The sequence below is a fragment of the Mariniflexile fucanivorans genome (genome assembly GCF_004341235.1).
Classification (GTDB): Bacteria; Bacteroidota; Bacteroidia; order Flavobacteriales; family Flavobacteriaceae; genus Mariniflexile; species Mariniflexile fucanivorans.
On the sequence record NZ_SLUP01000004.1, the window covers coordinates 367,403 to 388,084 of the forward strand.

General features: G+C 33.8%; 14 protein-coding genes. All 14 read left to right on the plus strand.

Annotated features, from left to right (window positions below; all coding sequences use genetic code 11):
* The first annotated feature begins 4 nt into the window (after positions 1–4).
* The 14 genes from EV196_RS10595 to EV196_RS10660 all read left to right on the plus strand — a co-directional run bounded on the left by EV196_RS10595 (position 5) and on the right by EV196_RS10660 (position 20,616).
* Complete coding sequence (locus EV196_RS10595; RefSeq protein WP_132217726.1) at positions 5–2,962, plus strand: carbohydrate-binding protein; 2,958 nt, start codon at positions 5–7, stop codon at positions 2,960–2,962.
* A gap of 160 nt (positions 2,963–3,122) precedes the next feature.
* Positions 3,123–4,250, plus strand: a complete 1,128-nt coding sequence (locus EV196_RS10600) for a leucine-rich repeat domain-containing protein (protein WP_165876142.1) — start codon at positions 3,123–3,125, stop codon at positions 4,248–4,250.
* A 216-nt stretch (positions 4,251–4,466) separates the two neighbouring features.
* A complete protein-coding gene (locus EV196_RS10605; protein ID WP_165876143.1) occupies positions 4,467–5,348 on the plus strand; it encodes a leucine-rich repeat domain-containing protein in 882 nt (293 codons plus the stop codon).
* Between the two features lie 276 nt (positions 5,349–5,624).
* Positions 5,625–7,301 (plus strand): leucine-rich repeat domain-containing protein, encoded by a 1,677-nt coding sequence (locus tag EV196_RS10610; RefSeq protein WP_132217729.1) that lies wholly within the window; start codon positions 5,625–5,627, stop codon positions 7,299–7,301.
* A 348-nt stretch (positions 7,302–7,649) separates the two neighbouring features.
* On the plus strand, positions 7,650–9,245 hold the full coding sequence (locus EV196_RS10615; RefSeq protein WP_132217730.1) for a sialate O-acetylesterase: 1,596 nt from the start codon (positions 7,650–7,652) through the stop codon (positions 9,243–9,245).
* 27 nt (positions 9,246–9,272) lie between these two features.
* A complete protein-coding gene (locus tag EV196_RS10620) occupies positions 9,273–10,724 on the plus strand; it encodes a glycoside hydrolase family 30 protein (RefSeq protein WP_207902857.1) in 1,452 nt (483 codons plus the stop codon).
* A gap of 18 nt (positions 10,725–10,742) precedes the next feature.
* Positions 10,743–12,377: a GH39 family glycosyl hydrolase gene (locus EV196_RS10625; protein ID WP_132217731.1), complete on the plus strand. Its 1,635-nt coding sequence runs from the start codon at positions 10,743–10,745 to the stop codon at positions 12,375–12,377.
* Entirely contained in the window at positions 12,378–13,127 is a 750-nt protein-coding gene (locus EV196_RS10630) for a DUF6250 domain-containing protein (RefSeq protein WP_132217732.1), read from the plus strand.
* A gap of 83 nt (positions 13,128–13,210) precedes the next feature.
* Positions 13,211–13,540 (plus strand): L-rhamnose mutarotase, encoded by a 330-nt coding sequence (locus EV196_RS10635; protein ID WP_132217733.1) that lies wholly within the window; start codon positions 13,211–13,213, stop codon positions 13,538–13,540.
* A gap of 143 nt (positions 13,541–13,683) precedes the next feature.
* Complete coding sequence (kduI, locus tag EV196_RS10640) at positions 13,684–14,526, plus strand: 5-dehydro-4-deoxy-D-glucuronate isomerase (protein WP_132217734.1); 843 nt, start codon at positions 13,684–13,686, stop codon at positions 14,524–14,526.
* 4 nt (positions 14,527–14,530) lie between these two features.
* Positions 14,531–15,325: a gluconate 5-dehydrogenase gene (locus tag EV196_RS10645; RefSeq protein ID WP_132217735.1), complete on the plus strand. Its 795-nt coding sequence runs from the start codon at positions 14,531–14,533 to the stop codon at positions 15,323–15,325.
* A gap of 1 nt (position 15,326) precedes the next feature.
* The gene (locus EV196_RS10650) at positions 15,327–16,517 is read left to right on the plus strand and encodes a DUF4861 domain-containing protein (protein ID WP_132217736.1); all 1,191 of its coding nucleotides are present in this window, start codon (positions 15,327–15,329) and stop codon (positions 16,515–16,517) included.
* Positions 16,518–16,532: 15 nt separating this feature from the next.
* Positions 16,533–17,504 (plus strand): type I phosphomannose isomerase catalytic subunit, encoded by a 972-nt coding sequence (locus EV196_RS10655; RefSeq protein WP_132217737.1) that lies wholly within the window; start codon positions 16,533–16,535, stop codon positions 17,502–17,504.
* Between the two features lie 823 nt (positions 17,505–18,327).
* Complete coding sequence (locus EV196_RS10660) at positions 18,328–20,616, plus strand: fasciclin domain-containing protein (RefSeq protein ID WP_165876144.1); 2,289 nt, start codon at positions 18,328–18,330, stop codon at positions 20,614–20,616.
* Positions 20,617–20,682: the final 66 nt, after the last annotated feature.

Below are 20,682 nucleotides of genomic sequence, written 5' to 3' on the forward strand. Positions count from 1 at the left end.
GAAAATGAAAAAACTGATATTAATTTTTCCTGTCCTCTTTCTTTGGGTGGGTAATATACAAGCTCAAACAATATTAAACACATTACAGGAATTAGTGCCTTATTTGGATGATGACAATGCAAATGTAAAAGTAGCACCAGGCACTTATACCATTACCGCTGCCGATATTACTGCTGGAACTTATGGATCAGTAGTTCCAGGGGTACTTGCTTCAACACAATACGCCGTATTTCTTTTTTCAGGAAATAATAGCACGTATGATTTTACAGGAGTAACCATAAATTTTAAGACAGAAATTTTAAGCGCATTTGGCGTGAATGATACACGAGAAATTCAAATTATTGGAAATAATAACGTGCTATTGAACTTAACGATGGTTGATGATGGGTCTGTAAATGATGCGCCTGCTGATAGAGCCACTAACATTGTAATAGATGGTGCCAATAATCGTGTTGAAGGATTTCACGTTTCCGTAAAAGGTTCTTATCCTTATGGATACGGAGATATTTTTGGAAAAGGAGGAGGTTCTGTAATTAATCATCATAAACATAGTGCGTGTTTGGTAAGAGGAAACTCGAACCACCTTAAAAATTGTACATTTATCCATAGATCTTATGGTCATGGCATTTTCATGCAAGCGGCAAACGATGCTTTAATTGAAGGTTGTCATGTAGAAGGAGAATTAAGAACCATTGCCGAGGTATTAGCGGAAGAAGGAACAGGAAGTCCAGCAGATAATGTTAACTTTTTAACTGTTTGGGGTTACGATTTAAGAAATTTAACTAATAATTACAGATTTAGTCTACATGAAGATGGCATACGTGATTATAATGGAGGCACCACCATAATTGATGGAGTAGAGTACGAACGAACTGTTTATAATACAACCGTTATTAATTGTACTATTATAAAAATGCGAAGTGGTGTTACCTTAGGTTTAGGTAGAGGAACTCAAAATGTAACTAATTGTACGGCATTAGCTTGTGAATCTGGTTTTTGGGTAAGAGATAATGGAAACATTGTTAATAGCAGAGGGGATGCATCAGTTGGACCTTTGTATTCTGAAGATGCTTCACGAAGTGGTGTTACAGCAGATCTTACTTTGCTAGATAATTATGTGGACAAAATAGGTAATACCCCAAGTTTATACATGGGCGGTTCTAACCATAATTTTACGCTTCACGATGGCACAACGTCTTTTAATAACGAAATAGAAATTTTAATAGGTGGAAAAAGATACGCTCATCGGTTTTTAGAAGGCTCCGGAGAAGAGCCAGCATATCGCGACACAAATAATGTCACTCTTATTAACAACACACAATATCCTATTGTTTTAGGAGATAATGCCACTAATAATAATGTAACCACTTGTGGTATTGTTACTGATAATGGCTCTGGAAATACAATTACAAATTCAACCACTTGCGATTATGATAGGCCATGTGACAACACAGCAGATAACCTTCAGGCAGAATGTTATGATACGATGTTTGGTGTTGCCATACAAGATATAGCTGGAGGTTCTAATGAACGCGAGGTTTTTGATATCAATGCAGGAGATTGGTTAAGTTTTAATACTATCGATTTAACGGGTGTGGTCTCAATAGAGGTTAAAGCATCTGGGGTTAAAAACGATGTTTCATTAGAAGTGAGGCAAGGAAGCCAAACAGGAACATTATTAGCTACGATTCCTATTTCCAGCACAAGTAGTTACTCAACCTATCAAACATTTTCTGCGGATTTAAACCAGGCGGTTAATGGCTTATCCAATGTTTATTTTGTAGCAAATACAGGAAGTCAAACTGGGGAATTATTCAATATAGATATGCTTCGTTTTGCTGAAGATCCGTGTGGAAAAAGCATAGACAATCCTTTTGCTCGCGTAAATGCAGAAGATTTCTGCGATTCCTCAGGTGTTGTTGTTGAAGACCTTTCCGTTTTTAACAAAGTAGTTAGCAATATTGAAAATACAGACTATATAAAATTCCCTAATGTCAACTTTGGAACTGATACTGTTTACAACACGATTAACATTTTAGCTGCTTCGGCTACAACGGGTGGCACCCTTGAAATAAGAAGTGATGCCATTGATGGTAATATACTCGCAACGGTAACTATCGAAAATACGGGAGATTGGAACCAATATAATAGTTTTTCTGGCACGGTTTCAAATCCTATCACAGGAGTTCACGACTTATATTTTATATTTAAAGGAACAAGTGGGTATTTATTTAAGTTAGATTGGTTTCAATTTACTCAATATATTCCCGAATTAACCAATTTAGCCTTAGCTACAAACGGAGGTATTGCGTCGCAATCAACTACAGATTATAGTGGAGAAGCCAGTAGAGGTAACGATGGTAATACCAATGGTAATTTTGGTGGTAATTCCGTAACCCATACCGCGCACGGAACCAATGGATCTAACACCCTTAAATGGTGGCAAGTAGATTTAGGTGCAAACAAGGCCATTTGGGAGATTGTAATTTATGGTAGAACAGGTAGTAATTACATAAATGACTTAAACAACTTTACCGTAGAAGTTTTAAACGCTCATGGAGATGTTACATTCACCCAATTTTACGCAAACTATCCATCAGTCCGCCCATTAACCATAGATACTGGAAATATTACAGGTAAAATTGTAAGGGTATCAAAAACTTCAGATCGAGGCTTGTCCCTTGCCGAGGTTGAAGTTTATGGTACAAGCACTTTAAGTGTTAACAATGAAGTGGTAAACAATATTAAAATTTACCCAAACCCAGTTTCAGATGTATTCAGAATTACTGAAAGTGTAGGTGCTTCGGTTGAAATTTACAACATAGATGGTAAATTACTTTTGAAAAAAGCCATTGAAAACAACAATCAAGCACTTGATATAAGCAATTTTACAAGTGGATTGTACTTTGCCAAAATAGAAAATGAAGGTAAGGTTGTCATTAAAAAAATCATTAAACACTAACTTTGTTTTATTTTTAAAATAAAGTGTTTTAAGTACTTAATATTAAACGTTCATTTTTTTTAATATAAAATGAGCGTTTTTTTATACATTTTGGGTGATAGTTTACATGTTAACAATATGTTTTTACTACTTTAGAAGCATAACTAAAACTTTAAATATTATGAAAAAAACATTACAATTATTATGCATGGTTGTTTTTGCAACAGCTACAATTCAAGCTCAAGTAGTAGCAATTGGAGGTACAGTTAATATTAATGGTGTACTTTATACGGTTACCAATGACGCTGTAGGTTTAGAAACTGTGAATGCCGGGAATTATGCTAACGAAGGAGCTACCTCTGGCACAGACGGTACTGCTATTGGTGCTTTGGTAATACCTGCAAGTATAACGTCTGCAGGGATAACCTATAATGTAACGGGTCTTGAATGGCAAGCATTTGCAGGAAATACAAGCATAACTTCTGTAGATTTATCGGCATTAACAATTACCGAACTTCCTCAACAGGCTTTTTACGGAAACCCTATTACTTCTGTTATTTTGCCAAGTACAGTGACAAAAATCGGGCAATCTTGTTTCCAAAACTGTAGTGCAGTTAAATCTATAAATACAGGTAACATAACGGATCTTAGTTCACAAAGTGCCATGGGTGAAATGGCGGCTTTAACTTCTGTTGATTTTTCGAAAGTAACAACTATTGGTAAAAGATCATTTAGAAGTTCTAATGCTATAACTACGCTTGCACTTCCAAGTATTACTTCTCTTGGGGATAGTTCAATAAATAGTACGTCTTTGACTACTTTAAGTATAGGTTCAGGTCTTACTTCTGTGAATTCAAATACTTTTAATAGTTTACCTGCTTTAACAGCTTTATACTGGAATGTTGTCGATCCTACAACGCTTAGTCCTACTTTTACTGGTTCAACTTTGGGTAATGTAACTTTATATGTGCCAACAGAGGCAGATGTAACGGCTTATAAGGCAAATGCGTATTGGTTTGGTCTTGGTTTTAAAGCGATTGTAGCAGGCACATTAAGCACAAACAACCTAGAACAAGAATTAGGTTTCAGTTTCTATCCAAACCCAACCAATGGTGTTGTTTCAATAAAAAGCAAACAACTTAATAATGCAAGCGTTGGTGTTTACGACTTAAACGGTAGAGTAATATTAAATAAAACTATTAGTGGTACATCATCAGAAATTAATATGTCAAATTTAGCTTCAGGTATTTATTTATTTAAAGTTCAAGTTGAAGATGCTGCATTCACAAAACGTATTGTAAAACAATAGGTTTTAAAAATTAGTCATTCTTTAAAACCCGTTTCAACAATATATTGTTGAAACGGTTTTTTTTTATTTAGTAAAAACAATATTTAAATTTATTACATTATTTTAACGAAAATTCATGCAAAATGAACTTTTTTTTATAAAATTTGAATGATAATTTATATAATAAAGCCAGATAAAACACTAATTTTAAGCATTAACTTAAAAATTTTATTTATTATGAAAAAAACATTACAATTATTTGTTGCCTTAATGGTAACAGCAACAATGAGCGCGCAATTTACTGTTGATAATATTAGTTATTCGATAGTTTCTGGTACCGATGTTCAGGTAACAGGAAGTACTTTGGCAGCAGTATTAATTCCATCTACAGTAGATGATTCGGGAACAACTTATACAGTCACTACAATTGCCACAAGTGCTTTTCAGAATAATACTACAATTGCGTCAGTAGTGACACCTAGTACGTTAACAACAATTGGTGCCAATACTTTTAGAAGTACTACTAATTTAGTGTCTGTTGATTTTTCTGCATCTAATTTCACCGTACTTCCTGGAGTTACATTTAGACAGTCTGGAATTCAATCTATAAAACTCCCAGCTTCATTAACTACAATTGAAAATAATGCTTTTAGACAATGTACAAAATTAACATCTGTAACAGTTTTGAATGATACACCAATAACTATAAATCAATATGCGTTTAATAGTTTTGTAGATGATGGTGCTGCTGGTACAAATCTACCAGGTGCTACTTTAAATGTTCCTTCAGGTAAAACAGGTGCTTACGACTTAGCCGCATATTGGACAGAATTTGGTATAATTACTGATGGTGTAGTTACATTAAGCACAAACAAACTAGAACAAGAATTAGGTTTCAGTTTCTATCCAAACCCAACCAATGGTGTTGTTTCAATAAAAAGCAAACAACTTAATAATGCTAACGTAGGTGTTTACGATTTAAACGGCAGAGAATTATTAAATAAAACAATTAGTGGTACATCTTCAGAAATTAATATCTCAAACTTAGCTTCAGGTATTTATTTATTTAAAGTTCAAGTTGAAGATGCTGCATTCACAAAACGTATTGTAAAACAATAGGTTTTTAGTAAATCATTCATTTACAGAAGGCTGTCTGATAAGTATATATAATACACTTTTCAGATAGCCTCTTTTTTTTTAATAAACTTCTATTAGTAATAAACTTTCTTTAAATATACTTTTTTCTCCCTTTTAACTTAAATTAATAAGAAATGAGCGTTTTTTTATAGGGTTTGGGCTATAATTTATAGATTTTTTATAGTTTTTTTAAGATTTTAGCATAACAACTAAAACTTTTTTATTATGAAAAAAACATTATAATTATTTGTTGCCTTATTGGTAACAACAACGCTTAGTGCACAAACGGTAGGAGACGTTTTTACTGATGGCGATTATAGTTATGAGGTAACAAGTGTTGCGCCCAATGAAGCTGCAGTTACAGGAAGTACCTTAACGGCTGATATAGTGATACCAGATACGGCAACAGATGCTGCAACCACAACAACTTACAATGTTACTTCAATTGGAGGATCCGCTTTTGAGAGTTCAAGTATCACTACTGTAGTACTATCATCAAATGTCGTGAGATTAGAAATTAAAGCCTTTGCAGCTTGTGCCGCTTTAACGAGTATAGAAGGCACATCAAATGTAACTTATATAGGGAATTACTGTTTTAATAACTGTAAAGCTCTCACAAAGCTGGAATTTCCTTCTCTTATAGAAATAGGGACAGGTGCGATTTATAATTCAGTTATTGGGCCAGGAGGTATTAGTAGGTTTAATATTCCAAGTTCTGTAACAACGATTAGAAATATTTTATTAGGACGACTTCAAAACTTAACTGCAGTTCAAGTGAATTGGCAAGATCCTGCTACTGAAGTTACGGTAGACCCAGCAAATTTTTTTAGAAATATAGCTATTGGAACAGAAGGTACGGTAAAATTATATGTACCATCAGGAAAAAAATCAACTTATGAAACTACGGCGCCATGGAATCTATTTCATGTTAATAATATTATAGAAGGAACAATGCCACCAGAACCATTAGATCCAGTTGGAACCTTATTTACTATAGATGACATTGAGTATAGAGTAACAAGTGTTGATAATCTACAGGTAGAAGTAGCGTCTAGTACATTAACAGCTATAACAGTACCACCAACTGTTACAAAATTAGATGGTGATGCTAATACGTATAGTGTTACTGCCATTGGTAATGGTGCCTTTTTAGATAATACTACCGTAACATCTGTGGCACTTCCTACTTCGGTAACGGTGTTAAAAGGCGATGCGTTTAGTGGAGCTGTGAATTTAGAAACAATAAACCTTGAGAATATTGTCACCATTGAAACTCAAAATGTGTTTTTTAATTGTCCAAAACTTACAACTGCTAATCTTGCAGCAGCAACTTCTATAGGTAATTTTGCATTTCATGGTTTAGCAAATAGTACGTTATCATCAATTAGTATACCTAGTATGGTAACTATTGGTGGTTCTGCGTTTAGAACAAGTGTAATACCATCTATAGATATTCCAGCGACTGTTACTAGTATAGGAAATAACGCATTTCAGGATTGTACGTCTTTAACAGGCATTCAAGTTAACTGGGATACAGCTGGTGCTATTCCGGTAATTGATACTTCTGTATTTACAAATTTAACAGTTAGCGGTATTACATTATATGTGCCAACAGGTTCAAGTGCTTTGTATCAAGCAGCAGATGTTTGGAAAGATTTTACAATTGTAGAAGGCACATTAAGCACAAACAACCTAGAACAAGAATTAGGTTTCAGTATCTATCCAAACCCAACAAACAGTATTGTTTCAATAAAAAGCAAACAACTTAATAATGCAAGTGTAGGTGTTTACGATTTAAACGGTAGAGCTTTATTAAGCCAAACTATTAGTGGTACATCTTCAGAAGTTAATATTTCTAACTTAGCTTCTGGTATCTATTTATTTAAAGTTCAAGTGGAAGATGCTGCATTTACAAAACGTATTGTAAAACAATAGGTTTTTAAAAAATTAGTCATTCTTTTAAAAGAGTCTGTCTGAAAAGTGTTATTCTGAGTCATATTGAGCTCGTCGAAATATTTTATCTTATTGATATAAATATCGATTTCGACTAGCTCAACCAGACAAAGTAAATACAATACACTTTTCAGGCAGACTCTTTTTTTTATTTCGGCATAATTCTGTAAAAATTATCTCAAAAAAAAGAAATATAAATAGAAGTATAGCTAAATGAACCATCGTTTATAGTATATGGATAATTAGTTATACACTTAATCTAAATTTATTGCAAAATTGCATGGTAAATCAAATCATTCATAAAATCATTCAATTCTTAATTTAATTTTGATGAAGTTAAAAGTTAAAATATTACTTTTTATAGTAGCAGTCTTGCCAAAAGCATTGTTTGCCGATGTAAAAGTTAATGCCATATTTTCCAACCACATGGTAGTACAACGTGATACTAAAATTCCTGTTTGGGGTTGGGCAGATCCTAACGAAAAAGTTGAGGTTACAGGCAGTTGGGGTAAAACTGCTGCAGTAGTCACTGGAGCAAATGGTAGATGGCGCGTAGATTTACAAACACCCAAAGCTGGTGGCCCATATACCATTACTATTTCTGGGAAAAACAAAATAGTAATAAACGATGTGTTGTCGGGCGAAGTTTGGTTGTGCACAGGACAATCCAATATGGATTTTGCCTTAGGAAAATTCTTGAACGACTCCAGGGAACCGCAGTATCAGCCTTTAGTTGAACATATAAGAAACGAAGTTGCCAATGCGAATGATGACCAACTTCGGCATATAGAAGTGCTTCAAAACACCTCATTATTCGAAAAACAAACCGAATTTAAAGGAGAATGGATAAGTGCTGTTCCAAATCAAGTAAATAAAATTACGGCAACGGGTTATTTCTTTGCTAAAGAATTAAGGAAACGATTAAATGTGCCTATTGGTTTGGTGGAATGTTCTTGGGGTGGTACACGCGTGCAACCTTGGATTTCGGAAGAAACGTATATGTTAGACAAAGACCTGAAAGATTATTTTGAAGCCACTAGAAAGGAAATTAATGAAACCATAAAAAAAATGGATGCTAAAGATTACGTGGATGCCGATTATGAGCATGCTTTAGCCATTTGGAAAGAAAAAGGAGAGAAAGGCAACAAACCAAAACCTACCAAACACCCAAAGGATGATATGCAACTTCCTGCAACCTTATACAATGGTATGTTGAATTCGATAATCCCTTATGCTATAAAAGGTGCCATTTGGTACCAAGGTGAAAGTAATGGGGTGTATATGCCTAATGAATATGAAGATTATTTTACTGCCATGATAAACGGTTGGAGATCTGACTGGAATCAAGGTGATTTTTCATTTTACTGGGTGCAATTAGCAGGTTGTGAAAGAGCAAATGATGAAGCTGATAAAGGTTGGGCAACCGTAAACGATAAATTAAGAAGAAGCTTAAAACTACCAAATACAGGAATGGCTGTTTTGTACGATATTGGTGAAGCAAGTGATATACACCCACACAATAAAATGGATGCAGGGAAACGATTGGCACTTTGGGCTTTAGAAAAAGATTATAATAAAAAAGTGGATGCGGTAAGTGGTCCATTATACAAATCGAAAAAAGTAAAAGGAAACAAAATACAGTTACAATTTACCGAAGTTGGTTCTGGTTTAACCGTCGCCAATAAGCATCTTCTAAATGAAGCAGTTTCAGTTAACGAGCCATTAAAAACCTTTGAAATAGTTGGTGAAGATGGTAAATGGCAACCCGCCGAAGCCAAAATAATTTCAAAAAATAAAATTGAAGTTTGGAATGCAGCAGTTTCAAATCCAACTAACGTGCGTTATGCTTGGGCTGGCTATCCAGAAGGTGCTAATTTATACAATAAAGAAGGTTTGCCAGCGGCCGTATTTTCAACAGAAAAATAATTTTTTCAACAGAATAGATATTTAACCATGATGAATAACAAAACATTTAAAGCCATTTCAAAATCTTTTTTGTTGGCTGCTTTGTGCTTTTCTTTTAATACGCTTTTTGCTCAAAAAGTAGAGTTGGTTTACACTACAGCGTCTCTGCGTTGGGTAAATTCCAAAAAGTTTATTAAAAAAAACAATGGCACTGCTACGCCAGATATTACTGTATATACCGATAGTCCATTACAAAAAGTAGATGGTATTGGTGGCGCATTTAACGAGTTGGGCTGGGAAGCCATTAAAGCGCTAGACACAAAAGGGTCGCAAGAAGTTATGGATGCCTTATTTTCAAAAGAAGGCTGTAATTTTTCAATGTGCCGAATTCCGTTAGGTGCTTCAGATTACTCATTAAGTTATTATTCAAGTAACGATGTTCCTGAGGATTTCGAAATGCGCGATTTTAATATAGATAGAGATCGCTATATATTAATTCCGTATTTAAAAGAAGCCCTAAAAGTGCGACCAGATTTACAAATCTGGGCATCACCATGGTCGCCACCAGCATGGATGAAAGTAAACGAGCATTATGCCATGAGAAGTGGTGATTTTGAAAATGCTAAAGAGGGGAATAAAATGAATATTGGAGCTGAAATTAATAATAACGCTACGGCCTTCAAAATGCAAGAACGTTACTTAAAAGCTTATGCCTTATACTTTTCAAAATTTGTTCAGTCGTATGCCAAAGCGGGCGTTCCGTTGTTCGCCATCATGCCTCAAAACGAAATTGCTTTTCAACCAAACTGGCCAAGTTGTACTTGGAGACCAGAAGATATGGCTTATTTTATTGATGGATTTCTGGGACCTCAATTTAGAAATGATAAATTAGATACGGAGATTTGGCTGGGTACTGTTAATTCAAGTAATCCTAATTATGTAAAAACAATATTGGAATACAAAACGGCGGCTAAGCACATTTCAGGTGTAGGGTTTCAGTGGGGAGGCGCAAAAGCCATTCCAACCGTTCATAAAGAATTTCCAGATTTAAAATTGATGCAAACAGAAAATAAATGTGGTGAACATGAAAACGATTGGACTTCGGTTGAAAGATCATGGAGCGATTTGGTTCACTATTTCAATAATGGGGCTGGATCTTACATGTACTGGAACATGGTTTTAGACGAAACAGGAAAAAGTGCTTGGGGATGGCCTCAAAACTCGATGGTGGTTATCGATAAAAATTCAAAAGCCATAACCTATACCGATGAGTTTTATTTATTTAAACACCTATCGCATTTTGTACAACCAGGCGATCAGTTATTAAAATCTTCCGAAGGAAAAAACCATTTAGCGTTCCAGTTAAAAGATGGGCGTACGTTGGTTTTGCTTAATAACCCGGAGAAAGATTTAAAAACAGTAACTATAAAGGTAGGTAATCAACTAGTGAGTGTAGAGGTTCAACCCGTATCAATTAATACGATCATTTTAAACAATTAAGAATATATATAAAAAAGAATGAAAATTTTAAAGAAACTTATTTTAGGATTAATTTTCGGAAGCACTTTAATCACGAATGCGCAAAAAAGCATTCAAATTGATGTTCAAAAGCATGGCGAAAAATTCGACCATTACTGGAGTAAAATGGTGGGAGCAGGACGCGCTAATGAAGGCTTGCGTGCAGGTTGGTTAGAACAATTACAACAAGTTCAAGAAAATTGCGGATTTGAATACGTGCGTTTCCACGGGCTTTTTCATGATGATATGTTTCCTATTGTGGAAGAAAGAGGCAAGCTTATTTACAATTGGCAATATATTGACGATTTGTTCGATCGTATGCTAGATTTAAACGTAAAACCGTTTGTAGAATTGGCCTTTTTCCCATCAAGTATGGCTGCAGAAGGTGGTAAAACCCAGTTTTGGTGGAAAGCGAACATTACCCCGAACGACGCGTCTTTTGAGAAATTTCACGATTTGGTAAAAGCCTTCACACAGCACTGTGTAGACCGTTATGGCATTGATGAAGTATTGACTTGGTATTTTGAAGTTTGGAACGAGCCAAACCTTTATACCTTATTTTGGGATGGTACTAAATCACAATATTTTGAATTATATAAACAATCTGTAACAGCGGTTAGGTCTGTAGATAATAGGCTTAAAGTTGGTGGCCCATCAACAAGTAATTTTGTTCCAGATGCCCGTTTTGCTGGTGAAACAACCGATAATGAAGTGTCTGAAGCTGTTTTTAATACAGAGGACATCAATGCTTTGAAATGGCATGGCGTATGGATAGAAGATTTTCTTAAATATTGTAAAAAAGAAAATCTACCGGTCGATTTTATTAGTACACATCCTTATCCAACCGATTATGCCTTTAATCCTGAAACAGGAAAAGGAAAAGGGCTTACCCGTTATGTGCATTCTATTAAAGATGATTTAGAATGGTTAAAAAGTACCATTGCTAAAAGCAATTTTCCAAATGTGGAATTGCATCTTACGGAATGGCATACAAGCCCGAGTAGTAGAGATCCTATGCACGATAGACTTCCAGCTGCTACTTATATTGTAAAATCAAATTTAGATTGTATTGGGTTAACAAATTCATTAGCATTATGGACATTTACCGATATTTTTGAAGAAAAAGGGGGCGCATCAAGCATTTTTCACGGTGGTTTTGGGATGATTAATTTTCAAGGGTTGGTAAAACCATCCTACCACGCATACCGCATGTTGCATCAATTAGGTGATGAAAAATTGTATAAAGATGATTATCTTTTCGTTAGCAAAAATTCTAAGAATAATAACATTATTGCTTTAGCTTATAATTATCCTAAAGAATATGAAAATGCGGTACCCGCTGGTTCAGATAAACGTGAAACGGGAACTGCTAAAAAACTTAATTTCACTTTAAAAGGATTAAAAGCAGGAAGTAATTTTGTAGTAGAAATTTTAGATAAAGACCACGGGAATATTCATAACTTTTGGGAAGAAGTGGGTAAACCAGAACCACCTACAAGAGAAGAAATTAAAGTAATGAAAGATTATGCAAATACCATGAAAACCGTTTATTTGAAAGCAGATAAAAATGGTGTGTTAACCATCAATCAAGAACTTACCCCATGGAGTGTGGTATTAATTAAACAAATAAAATAAATGAATTTTTTAAAATTAAATAAAATTAAAGGAGCTGCTATATGTATGGTATCTCTTTTGTTGATTTTTTTAAGTGCTTGTTCCAGTAAAAAAAGTACAGTAAGTATTAAAGGCGAAACCTTAAAAACCGAGTTGATTTTTCAAGAAAATTTTGATAACGGTTTGGATAATTGGGTAGTTGAACAAATGCCAAAAGGAACTGTAGAAGTAAAAAACAGTAAGTTAGAAATTGATGATGTTTCTGGGTGTACCGTTTGGTTAAATAAAAAATTTGAAGGTCCGATTATGATTGAATACGATGTATTTATGATTAAAAACGGGGGTCCAAATGATCGTGTTTCCGATTTAAATTGTTTTTGGATGGCTACAGATCCTGAAAACCCAAATAACTTATTCGCTAATTCAGAAAAAAGAGGTGGTAAATTTTCAAATTATGACTCTTTGAAACTTTATTATATGGGAGTTGGTGGTAACGATAATGGAACAACTCGATTTAGAAGATATGTTGGTAATGGTGAACGCCCTTTGTTACCGCAACACGATTTAAAGGATTCTAAATACATGCTAGAGCCTAATAAAACCTATCACATCAAAATTATTGCGAACGACGGTATTATTCAGTATTTTAGAGATGACGTTTTGTTGGCAGAACTGGAAGACGCCAACCCTTATACATCTGGTTATTTCGGCTTTAGAACAGTTAACAACCACATGACGGCAGATAACTTTAAGGTGTATAAAATAAAATAGCATTAGAAATACAGGGGTTTTGTAATAGATTCATCAGTATCTATGTTATTTTTGTGTAATCAATGAATAATTATTTAGTTTAAATGAAACGCTATTGCTTTGCACTCGATCTTAAAAATGATCAAAATTTAATAAATGAATACGCTGGTTATCATAAAAATGTATGGCCAGAAATTCTAGAAAGTATTAAAGATTCTGGGATTATGGATGCTGAGATTTATTTAGTTCAAGATCGGTTGTTTATGATAGTGGAAGCTAAAGATTCCTTTTCATTAGAAAAAAAAGGAGAAATGGATTCTAAGAATGAAACCGTTCAAAAATGGGAAACCCTTATGTGGGACTATCAAAAAGCATTGCCAAACTCTAAACCAGGAGAAAAATGGAAGCTTATGGATTGCATATTTAAATTATAACCAAAATTTCACTTGCTAAATAATTTAAAATTTATGGTTGAAATGAAAAAGATGATTTAATTAGAAACATTTCTGAATGGAGGTATTTTCAATTAGAATCAAATCAATTAATAAAAAATATTAATAAATAAAAAACAATAAAAATGAGTACAATTTATGAAAGCCGTTATGCATCAAGTCCGCAAGCGGTAAAAAAGTACGATACTAAAGAGTTGCGCGATGAGTTTTTAATCGATAACTTAATGCAAACAGATAAAATTATTTTAACATATACTCATTACGATCGTTATATTGCTGGATCTGCAGTACCTGTTGCAGGAACATTAAAACTGGAAACCATCGATCCATTAAAAGCGCCTTATTTTTTAGAGCGTAGAGAGTTAGGTGTTATAAACGTAGGGGGCAATGGTACCATTACTGTTGATGGAACTGTGCATAAATTAGGTTTAAAAGATGCGCTTTATGTAGGTATGGGGAATAAAGAAGTTGTTTTTGCAAGTGAAGACGCTAAAAACCCTGCTAAATTCTATTTTAATTCGGCACCGGCACATACCAATTATCCAACAAAGAAAGTGAGTAAAGCAGAAGCGAACAAACTGGAATTAGGGTCTTTAGAAACTGCTAACCATCGTACGGTAAATCAAATGATTATTGGTGGTATTGTTACCACATGCCAATTACAAATGGGAATGACAGAATTAAAAACTGGTAGTGTATGGAATACGATGCCAGCACATGTTCACGACCGTAGAATGGAAATTTATTATTATCTGGATATTCCACAAGATCAAGCTGTTTGTCACTTTATGGGCGAACCACAAGAAACACGCCATATCTGGATGCAAAATGATCAAGCAGTTATTTCACCACCATGGTCTATTCATTCAGGATCAGGAACATCTAATTATACCTTTATTTGGGGAATGGCAGGAGAAAATTTAGATTATGGTGATATGGATGTTGCAAAAATAGTCGATCTAAGATAAATATATGAGCGTTAGTTTATTTGATGTAAAAGGAAAGGTAGCATTAATAACAGGAAGCACCCATGGCTTAGGAATGGCCATGTCAAGAGGCTTGGGGTTGGCGGGTGCCACTATTATTGTAAATGGCAATTCTTCTCAAGAGAAAATTGATGCAGCTGTTGCTGAACATCAAAGAGAAGGTATTAAAGCCGTAGGTTATAAATTTAATGTGACTGATGAAGCAGCAGTTATAGAAGCCATCGCTAAAATTGAAGCTGAAGTTGGTGCTATAGATATTTTAATCAATAACGCAGGAATTATTAAACGCACACCATTGTTGGAAATGGAAGTAGCCGATTTTAGAGATGTAATAGACATCGATTTGGTGAGTCCGTTTATCGTCTCTAAACATGTGGTTAAAAACATGGTGAAAAGAAAGCAAGGAAAAGTGATTAACATTTGTTCGATGATGAGCGAGTTAGGTAGAGATCGAGTTGGTGCTTATGCAGCAGCCAAAGGCGGGCTTAAAATGTTAACTAAAAATATGGCTACTGAATGGGCCAAATATAACATTCAAGTAAATGGTTTAGGTCCCGGTTATTTTGCAACTTCGCAAACAGAACCCATTCGGGTAGCGGGACACCCATTTAACGATTTCATTGTTAATAGAACCCCAGCAGCAAAATGGGGTGACCCAAACGATTTGGTTGGAGCAGCGATCTTTTTAAGTTCAAAAGCCAGCGATTTTGTAAACGGTCACGTTATGTATGTTGACGGTGGAATTTTAGCAACTATAGGAAAACCTTTAAACGAAAATTAAGATGAAAAAAAGTTTATTTTATGTATGTGCCTTAGTAATTACAACATTTTTGAGTTGTGGAGTAAAGCAAAAAGGAAATGCAGTTATTACTGTTAAAAATAATTTAGATATTCCGCGTGCTTTTGAAACGGTAGAAATTTTAAAAGCAGATTTAAATTTAACTGAAAACCAAAATTTTGAAGCCGTAGAGGTGCGAGATAAGTTAAAACAAGTGCTTGTTGTATCTCAATTTGTAGATCAGGATGGTGATGGAGCTGCAGATGTATTGTTGTTTCAACCTAAATTAGAACCTAATTCTGAAAAACAATACGAGTTAGTTTTGGTCGAAGCTGGCACAGCACCTGTGGCCAAGGAATACTGCTATTCGCGATTTGTTCCAGAACGTACAGATGATTACGCATGGGAAAATAACAAAGTAGCTTTTAGAACCTACGGGCCAACAGCACAGAAAATGATAGAAGATTCTGTTCCAGGTGGTACGTTATCTTCTGGAATTGATGCTTGGTTAAAAAAAGTAGACTATCCTATTATTAATAAATGGTATGCTGCAAATGTTAAAGAAATAGGATATTATCATAAAGACCACGGTGAAGGTTTAGATAATTTCCACGTAGGCTCAAGTAGGGGTGTGGGTGGAACCGCTGTAAAAAAAGATTCAACTTATTATATTTCAAAAAATTTCACCGAATGGAAAACCATTACTAATGGTCCCATTAGAACAAGTTTTGTTTTAAATTATGCAGATTGGGATGCAGATGGACAAAAAATTACTGAAGAAAAGCATATTTCATTGGATTATGGAAACAATTTTTCAAAATTTGAAATTCACGTTACAGGAACCGATGTGCTATCGGTAGGTTTAACACTTCATGAAAATGATGGTGAAATAACTGAAAACCCTGAGAAAGGTTGGATTTCTTATTGGGAACCTAATTACTTCGATTCAGAAATTGGAACCGCCATTGTTGCCAAAAAAGAGAACATGATAGCTTCAGAATATTATGTAACCTCAATGAAAGACAGAAGTAATTTATATTCACAATTAAAAGTAGATAACAATAAAGTGGTATATTACGCCGGTTTTGCTTGGAAAAAATCAAACCAATATCCTACTAAAGCATCATGGGAAAAATATTTAGACGAATTTGCACTTAAAATTAATAACCCTTTAGAAGTTGTTTTAAAAAAATAAAAAAAAAGCAATAGCATGACATTATATCCAATAAAATTCACACCTCTTTTTAAATATAGAATTTGGGGAGGAAATAAATTAAAAACAGTATTGAATAAAAACTATACTGAAGAAAACATAGGCGAATCCTGGGAGATTTCAGATGTGAAAGGCGATGAAACGCTGGTAAGCGAAGGTCCTTTAGCCGGAAAATCTTTAAGAGATTTAATTAAAGATTTTAAAGAAGAGGTTGTTGGAGCTCATGTTTACAAAACGTTTGGTGAAGAATTTCCATTGCTAATTAAGTTTATCGACGCTAAAACACCTTTATCCATTCAAGTGCATCCTAGTAATGAGATCGCTAAACAACGTCACAATTCGTTTGGTAAAAATGAAATGTGGTATGTTATGGAAGCTGAAAAAGATGCTGAATTGATAGTTGGATTTAATCAAAAAGTTGATAAAGCATCCTATATAAAAGCATTAGAAACGGGTAAAATTTTAGAAGTATTAAATAACGATACTGTTTCTAAGGGTGATACTTATTACATTCCAACGGGGCGTATTCATGCCATTGGTGCAGGTGTTATGTTAGCGGAAATTCAGCAAACATCTGATATTACCTATAGAATTTACGATTATGATCGTGTAGATGCAACCACAGGTAAAACTAGGGAATTGCATACCGATTTAGCGGTAGATGTGATAGATTATAGTTTTGATAGTAATTACAAAACTAATTATACAATAGCTGAAAACGCAACAAATACCTTAGTGCATTCTCCATATTTTAAAACCAATATTTTAAACATCCAAGGAGACATTAAAAAAGATTTTACAGATTTAGACTCTTTCGTTATCTACATATGTGTAGAAGGGTCTTTAGATTTGGTTTGTAGCGGTAAAACTTACACAGTGGCAAAAGGTGAAACCATCTTTTTACCAGCAGCTATAAATGATATTGTATTAAAAGCAAGTAATGCCGATGTATTAGAGGTTTATTATTAACTTCTTTAGGCATTAAATCATTAGATTTATAACACAAAACTTCTAATAAAATATAGTTAATCTTCAGAGGCTGTCTGAAAAGTGTAACTCTATGTTATATTGAGCTTGTCGAAATATTTTGACTTACTGATAATCAATATCAGTTTCGACAAGCTCAACCTGACAAAGTAAATACAATACACTTTTCATACAGCCTTTTTGTATTTTAATAACAAAGAGAATTTAATAGCCAACAATAGTATTTTTGAGGTAAAAATCTGTAATAAAAAAAAGAAATTACAATATTTTAACACGTTTATTGCTTAAGAATTATCCATCAAACGGTTTCAATATTTATAATGGAGAAGATGATGAATTTATTTGTCTGAAAATGTGCTATTTAGTTGGATTCGTATGATATATATCCTTTGAAATTTGCGGATAATTGCGTAATTTAACCTATAAAGAAAATGCTATAGGTTATATGTGGGATGCAAAGAGAATTATATTTCTTTTTTTAATTTTTAGTCAAAATTTTTTCTGAGTAAGAAAGTACATTAAAACCATCTCATTGCAGGTAAATATTAGGGAAATGCTATAAAAATGAAGTAAAAAGGGCGATAATTTATTATATAAGAACCATAATTTATTAAATAAGGCTGTAGTTTTTCCCAAATTGCATTAACAAAAATTAACATTTACAATAACCTAATGTTAAAATATTGCTAACTTTAATTAAACTAATATTAACAGTAAAAACAAAAACTAATTACATGAAATTTTTTACTAATCTCAATTACATTAAAATATGGTAAAAAGAATAACAAAAAGAACAAGTATAATTATGTTGCTCATAATTATGTCAACTTTTGGCTGTAAGCCTGATCCGCTAGAATATGCAAGACCAAGTGATTTGGCGGGTACTATTTATACACAGCTAGAATCGATGGGGAATTTTAATTACTATTTGCAATGCCTTGATAAAACAGAATATAAAGAGCCACTAGTAAAAGGAGGATCTTGGACTGTTTTTGCTCCTACGGATGAAGCTTTTGAAAAATTTATGCAAGAAGAAGGTTATACAACTGTTGATGATATTCCATCTAGCAGATTGTTGCATTTAGTACAGTATTCAATCATTATTAGTGGTTGGAACACAACGACCTTAACCTATGGGGTAAATAATACCGGTTTTTATGCTGGTAGTAATTTTAAGCGTGATACACAGTATAGAGATACTATTGTAGAAATAAATACAGCAGATTATAATTTACATCCAACTGAAAATAAATTTCCAGACGGTGTTTATAAAGTAGCAGAAAGTTATCTTAGAATTAAACCAACCGCTTTTTTTCTACAACCTTACTTTGATGCTAAACCACGTTTTCAAACCTCCGATTATTCATTTTTATTCCCAGGCGAAACGTTTACCGAAAATGGGATGAAAGTATTTGATGCTAACGTATCTCAAACTAATGTTGTGGCAGAAAACGGGATGATTTATGCTTTAGACAAGGTTATTGAACCAAGAAAAACTCAATATCAAAACCTTACTTCAGAAGAGTATGGTGAAAAATACACCACTTTTAAACGTTTATTAGAACGATTTGCATTTTTAAAAGAAAGAGGTGATGTTGTAAATGAAGTTACTGGTGAAACGGAAACAATTTATAATTTATTATTTTCAACAGGAATTACATTAAATAATTTACCCTTCAACCCTTATGATGAATCGTATCCCAAACTACTTAATAACGTAGATAGAACTTTAGCAAACGGAACAGGTTTAGCAGTACCAACTAATGATGCTTTAGAGCAATACTTATTAGGAGATAGCATACTTGGGCAGTTTTATAGCTCGTATGATGATATGCCGTTGGATGTTCTTGGTAAATTTCTTAGTACATTCTTCTTTACAGATTTTTGGGATTTATGCCCAAGTAATCAAGGCTCCGAAGTTTTAAACGTAGGTTTAAATCCGGTAAATTATAAAATAGAAGATGTTGTAGATCAAAAGTTTTGTAGTAATGGGTTTTTTGTAGGTGTTAATAAAGTTTATGAAAACGCCAATTTCTCAACCATTTTAGGCCCATTATTATTAGATCCTGAATATACCATCATGCTGAAAGCAGTACAAGATGCAGAAATTGATAACGCATTGCAAAGTGTTAGTACTCAATTTTCAATATTTGGTATTAAGAATGATCAATTTATCGACATAAAAGATCCAAATAGTGCGACAAGAACAATAACGGTAGTAGATTATCTTCCAGACTTATCTGTAATACAAATTGAAGTGAAAGAGAATGGAGTAGTTGATCGTCTTTATCCGTTAGATATGAATAGTCCTACTTCTGCAGATGTGAGCTATGTAACTACAACGTTGCAAGATATCGTTCTAAACCAAATAGTAGAAGCAAATGTAGATCTTACTGATAATAACTATTATCAAACAAAAAGTGGAGAATTTATTTATGGATCTCAAGGAAATCAAGTTGCTGGTGGAGGTGATATCTCTAGAAACGATCCTGCGTTAGTTGTATCTGTTAGAGATACAGACAATGGTAAGTTTTATGATATGTCTCATGCTATTGAAAGACCATTAGTATTTACATATGGTGCTTTAGTTGAAAACTCAACAACGTTTTCACGCTTTATCGAGGTACTTACAGCAGCTGATGCTTTAGTGGCAATACCTAACGTTTCTGATGACAAATTGATAAGTTTCCTAAACTTATCTCGTACATTTACTTTATTGGCACCAAATAATAGTGCCATTGAGCAAGCTATAGCAGATGGCGTTATTTTAGACCCAAATAATTTAAGTGGTTTAACGCCTCTAGAATTGGCTATTGCTAAGCAAGATCTTTTAAATTTTGCTAAAAAACATTTTATACAACAAGCAATTGCTACCAATGGTATCACTGCAGGAACATTTTCGTCCATGTACTTTGGTAAAGTAATAGACTTTGTGCCAGTTTATGATCAGTTTTTATTTGAAAACAGCCATGTTCCATCAAATTTAACAGTAAAAAATGCTACTACTGGAGCGGTAATTACCGAAACAGGCGCTTTGACTAATATATTGTCTAATAGAGTAGTCATTCACGAAATTGAAAATTATTTAAAATAGAAAACATAAAAGCTTGATTAATATGAAGGATATACACAAGTCATATTCATATGCCTTAATAATAGT

What these genes read in the sequence shown, in the direction of transcription:
- EV196_RS10595 (WP_132217726.1), top strand. Translation starts at nt 5, where the DNA reads ATGAAAAAACTGATATTAATTTTTCCTGTCCTCTTTCTTTGGGTGGGT.
- EV196_RS10600 (WP_165876142.1), top strand. Translation starts at nt 3,123, where the DNA reads ATGAAAAAAACATTACAATTATTATGCATGGTTGTTTTTGCAACAGCT.
- EV196_RS10605 (WP_165876143.1), top strand. Translation starts at nt 4,467, where the DNA reads ATGAAAAAAACATTACAATTATTTGTTGCCTTAATGGTAACAGCAACA.
- EV196_RS10615 (WP_132217730.1), top strand. Translation starts at nt 7,650, where the DNA reads ATGAAGTTAAAAGTTAAAATATTACTTTTTATAGTAGCAGTCTTGCCA.
- EV196_RS10620 (WP_207902857.1), top strand. Translation starts at nt 9,273, where the DNA reads ATGATGAATAACAAAACATTTAAAGCCATTTCAAAATCTTTTTTGTTG.
- EV196_RS10625 (WP_132217731.1), top strand. Translation starts at nt 10,743, where the DNA reads ATGAAAATTTTAAAGAAACTTATTTTAGGATTAATTTTCGGAAGCACT.
- EV196_RS10630 (WP_132217732.1), top strand. Translation starts at nt 12,378, where the DNA reads ATGAATTTTTTAAAATTAAATAAAATTAAAGGAGCTGCTATATGTATG.
- EV196_RS10635 (WP_132217733.1), top strand. Translation starts at nt 13,211, where the DNA reads ATGAAACGCTATTGCTTTGCACTCGATCTTAAAAATGATCAAAATTTA.
- kduI (WP_132217734.1), top strand. Translation starts at nt 13,684, where the DNA reads ATGAGTACAATTTATGAAAGCCGTTATGCATCAAGTCCGCAAGCGGTA.
- EV196_RS10645 (WP_132217735.1), top strand. Translation starts at nt 14,531, where the DNA reads ATGAGCGTTAGTTTATTTGATGTAAAAGGAAAGGTAGCATTAATAACA.
- EV196_RS10650 (WP_132217736.1), top strand. Translation starts at nt 15,327, where the DNA reads ATGAAAAAAAGTTTATTTTATGTATGTGCCTTAGTAATTACAACATTT.
- EV196_RS10655 (WP_132217737.1), top strand. Translation starts at nt 16,533, where the DNA reads ATGACATTATATCCAATAAAATTCACACCTCTTTTTAAATATAGAATT.
- EV196_RS10660 (WP_165876144.1), top strand. Translation starts at nt 18,328, where the DNA reads ATGTTGCTCATAATTATGTCAACTTTTGGCTGTAAGCCTGATCCGCTA.